The sequence below is a fragment of the Streptomyces adustus genome (assembly GCF_009377175.1).
Lineage (GTDB): Bacteria > Actinomycetota > Actinomycetes > Streptomycetales > Streptomycetaceae > Streptomyces > Streptomyces adustus.
In genome coordinates this window covers 1-3523 of record NZ_VJZD01000454.1, presented here as the reverse complement: position 1 = coordinate 3523, position 3523 = coordinate 1, and the positions used below count along the sequence as shown (strand labels likewise).

Genomic DNA, 3523 nt, shown 5'->3' with positions numbered 1-3523 from the left:
GGCCGGTGTCCCGAGGACACCGGCCGCCCTTCGTCGTCGTACGAGCGGGGGAGCTAGCCAGCGGGGTTCCGCGCCGCCTCCACCAGCTCACGGCAGCGCTTCACGTCCTCGGCCATCTGCTCCAGGAACGCCTCCAGCGACTCGAACTTCGCCTGGCCGCGGACGTAGGCAAGGAAGTCGACGGCGACGTGCAGGCCGTACAGGTCCAGGCCGACACGGTCGATGGCGTACGCCTCCACCGTGCGCTCCGTGCCGTCGAACTGCGGGTTCGTGCCGACGGAGATGGCGGCCGGCATGGCCTCGCCGTCCGCGTGCAGCCAGCCGGCGTAGACGCCGTCGGCCGGGATCGCGGTGTGCGGCAGCGTCTCGACGTTCGCCGTCGGGAAGCCCAGCTCGCGGCCGCGCTGCGCGCCGCGGACGACCACGCCCTCCACGCGGTGCGGGCGGCCGAGGATCTCGCCGGCGCCCTCGACGTCACCGCCGGCCACCAGACGCCGGGTCAGGGTGGAGGAGAACGGCTCGCCGCCGCCCGCCGCACCGCTCACGTACAGGTCGACGACCTCGACCTCGAAGTCGTAGACCCTGCCCTGTTCGGTGAGGAACTCCACGTTGCCCGCGGCCTTGTGGCCGAAGCGGAAGTTCGGGCCCTCCACGACCGCCTTGGCGTGCAGCTTGTCGACCAGGACCTTGACGACGAAGTCGGCCGGCGACAGCTTCGAGAACTCCTTGGTGAACGGCAGGATCAGGACCGCGTCCACGCCCAGGTCCGCCATCAGCTCGGCACGCCGGTGGTGCGGGGCCAGCAGCGGCGGGTGGCTGCCGGGGCGGACCACCTCGCTGGGGTGCGGGTCGAAGGTGACGACGACGGACGGCACGCCCAGCTCACGGGCGCGCTCCACGGCATGGCTGATGATCAGCTGGTGGCCCCGGTGGACTCCGTCGTAGGAGCCGATGGTGACGACGCTGCGCCCCCAGTCCTCGGGGATGTCCTCCAAGCCACGCCAGCGCTGCACTGTGACCGCTCCTTGTCGAACCTGTGTTTGTTGCCTGCCTTATGCGCAGGTCTAAGGGTGCCATGCCGAGTGCTCCCGACCCGCATCGGCATGGGGGCTGTGACCGGGCGCACTCCTCGGGCCACGGACTCGGACCCACGGACTCGCACCTCATGGCGGCGGTCAGCCGGCCGGCCGTGCGCGCGGCACGGCCGGGCCGCCGGCCGTCACCCGGGCGGCCGGCGCGGTCCGGGCTGCCACCGCTTCCTGCACCACGGCCGCGATCCGGCAGGCCAGAGCGGGCGTGGTGACACCCGCGAGGGTACGCAGGGCCTCGCCCGCGTCGGCTCTGCGCAGCCGTGCCCGGAAGGCGGCGAGGACCGGTTCGGTGTGGGTGGCGAGGGCGGGGACCAGCGCGCTCGGCGGGAGCTGCGGATCGGCCGCGGCGAAGTGCCTCAGCGCCCGCGGGAGGTGCCGGGACCGGGTGTGCGGATCGCGGACGAGGAGGGCGAGCGCCGCGCCGTGCACGGTGCCGTCGGCGGGGCGGGCGAGCAGGTCGAGGGCCAGGTGGCGCAGGAGTTCGTGGTCGGCGTCGGAGCGGATGTGCGGGGCGGCGCGCAGCCCGTACGTCACCGCCGCCAGCCGCCGGGCCGGTCGCTCGTCGCGTGCCCAGCGGTCGACGGCCCGGCACACGGCGGACGGCTCGTCCTCGGCGAGGACGGCGAGGAGTTCGTCGGCCCGCCGGTGCGCGCTCTCGGCCAGGCGCTCGGCGAGGTCGTCCAGGGCGCGGTGCCGGTGGGTGTGCAGCAGCGCCTGCGCGGCCGTGGCGACGGTCGCGTGCGGGGTGGCGGGCAGCCGCCGTTCGTCGTCGAACCAGCGGATGAGGTGCGGTTGTACGGCGGCGGGGTCGGCGGCGAGCAGTTCGGCCGTCGCGTCGAGGTAGCGGGGCGGGCCGGTGTCGTGCGGGGCGGCGTCGGCGCGGACGAGACGGCGCAGCAGGTCGAGACGGCCGGCGTCGGACAGCGCGAGGCCGGTCCAGAAGGCGGGGCCGAACTCGCCGGGCAGCGGCCGCTGCCGTCGGCGCCGGGCGACGATCAGCTCGGTGAGCAGGCGCAGGACGCCGGTGTACGGGGTCGCGTCCGGCACCCGTCGCAGTACCTCGGCGAGCAGCCGGGCCGCCCACCAGGAGTGCGGGTCGGTGTCCAGGGCGCCGACCAGTTCCTCCAGACGGACGGCCAGCCGGTGACTGCCGTGCTGGCGGGCGACCAGGAGCAGGGCCTGGACGACGGGGCCGACGCGGTGCCGCGGCACCGGCAGCGCGTGCCCGTCCCGTGGGCCGTGGACCAGGACGCGCAGCGCCTCGTCCAGGTCGAGGTGCATGCCCTGGATCCAGTCGGCGAGCTCCTCGTGGGCGAAGCGGTAGCCGTCCCCGGCGGGAACGAGGAGTCCCTCGGCGAGGACGGCGGGAGCCCAGCCGGTGCCGCCGCCGAGCCGGGCCGGGGCGGTGCCCCAGGGGAAGAGCGCCTCGAACGACGCGCGGTCCAGTTCGCCCTGGCCGGGTCCGAGGCTGCTCCGGGCCGCCAGGTGGACCTGGCCGGAGACCTTCGCCGCGAGACGTCGTACGGCGGTGCCGCGCAGGCCGTTCCCGGCGGCGAGGCGGACGGCGATCCGCAGGCACATCAGATCGAGGTGGGCGGCGAGGACGTCGTCCCCGTCGAGCGGGGTGCCGGGGGCTTCGGGGACGGCGGCCCGGACCTCGGACAGCAGGCGCAGGGTGAGGGGGTGGCGGGCGTGCGGCTCGCCGAGGACCGTGCCGGGGATGCCGTAGCGCTCGCGGGCGAGCCGGGCCTCGTCCTCGGTCAGGTCCCCGAGCCGCACACAGGGCGGCAGCGGTCCGTCGGGATCCGCGGCCGGGTCCGGGGCGCCGTGCAGCAGCTCGCGCGGGAACCCGGCCCCGGCGTGCTCCCAGTACTCCGCCCGGCAGCCCACCACCAGGCGTGCGCCGGACTCCCGCAGCCAGTTCGCCGTGCCCGTCGTCCAGTCGGGCAGGCGGTGGGCGAGGGCGGGCGGCATCTCCTCCGGGCCGTCGAGCAGGAGCAGCAGGGGGCGGCCCGCGGCGCGGGCGAGCCGGGCCAGGCATTCGGGGGCGATGTCACCGAGGTCGGCGGGGAGGGCCGGGTCGGAGGCGGCCACGATACGCACGGCGCGGGCGAGCGCGCGGCGGGCGGCGTCGGCGACGGAGCCGTCGTCGTCCCGGAGGTCGGCGCCGCACAGCCACAGGGTGGGGGCCGGGCGCGTGCCCCGGTGGCGGCGGGCGGCGAGCGCCGCGAGTTCCGTCGTACGGCCGCTGCCGGGGGCGCCGACAAGGGCGAGAACGGCGGCCGACCCGGTGGCGAACGCGGCGAACTCCGCTGCGGTCGCCGCCCGTTCGACCGGTTCGACGGCGGGGCTCGGACCTGCCGGTACCGGTGCCGCCGAACGCGGGTGGGCAGGGCCCAGGTCTGGTGGGTCGACGCGGCCGGGCCGGGGGG

The 3523-nt window shown here is 76.2% G+C and carries 1 protein-coding gene and 1 pseudogene; both read right to left on the bottom strand.

Going from position 1 to position 3523, the window contains the following annotated elements; genetic code table 11:
• Positions 1-53: 53 nt before the first annotated feature.
• Complete coding sequence (locus tag FNH09_RS45415) at positions 54-1013, bottom strand: bifunctional riboflavin kinase/FAD synthetase (RefSeq protein WP_162470086.1); 960 nt, start codon at positions 1011-1013, stop codon at positions 54-56.
• Between the two features lie 162 nt (positions 1014-1175).
• A pseudogene (locus FNH09_RS47425) lies at positions 1176-3523 on the bottom strand (serine protease); the annotation flags it as partial.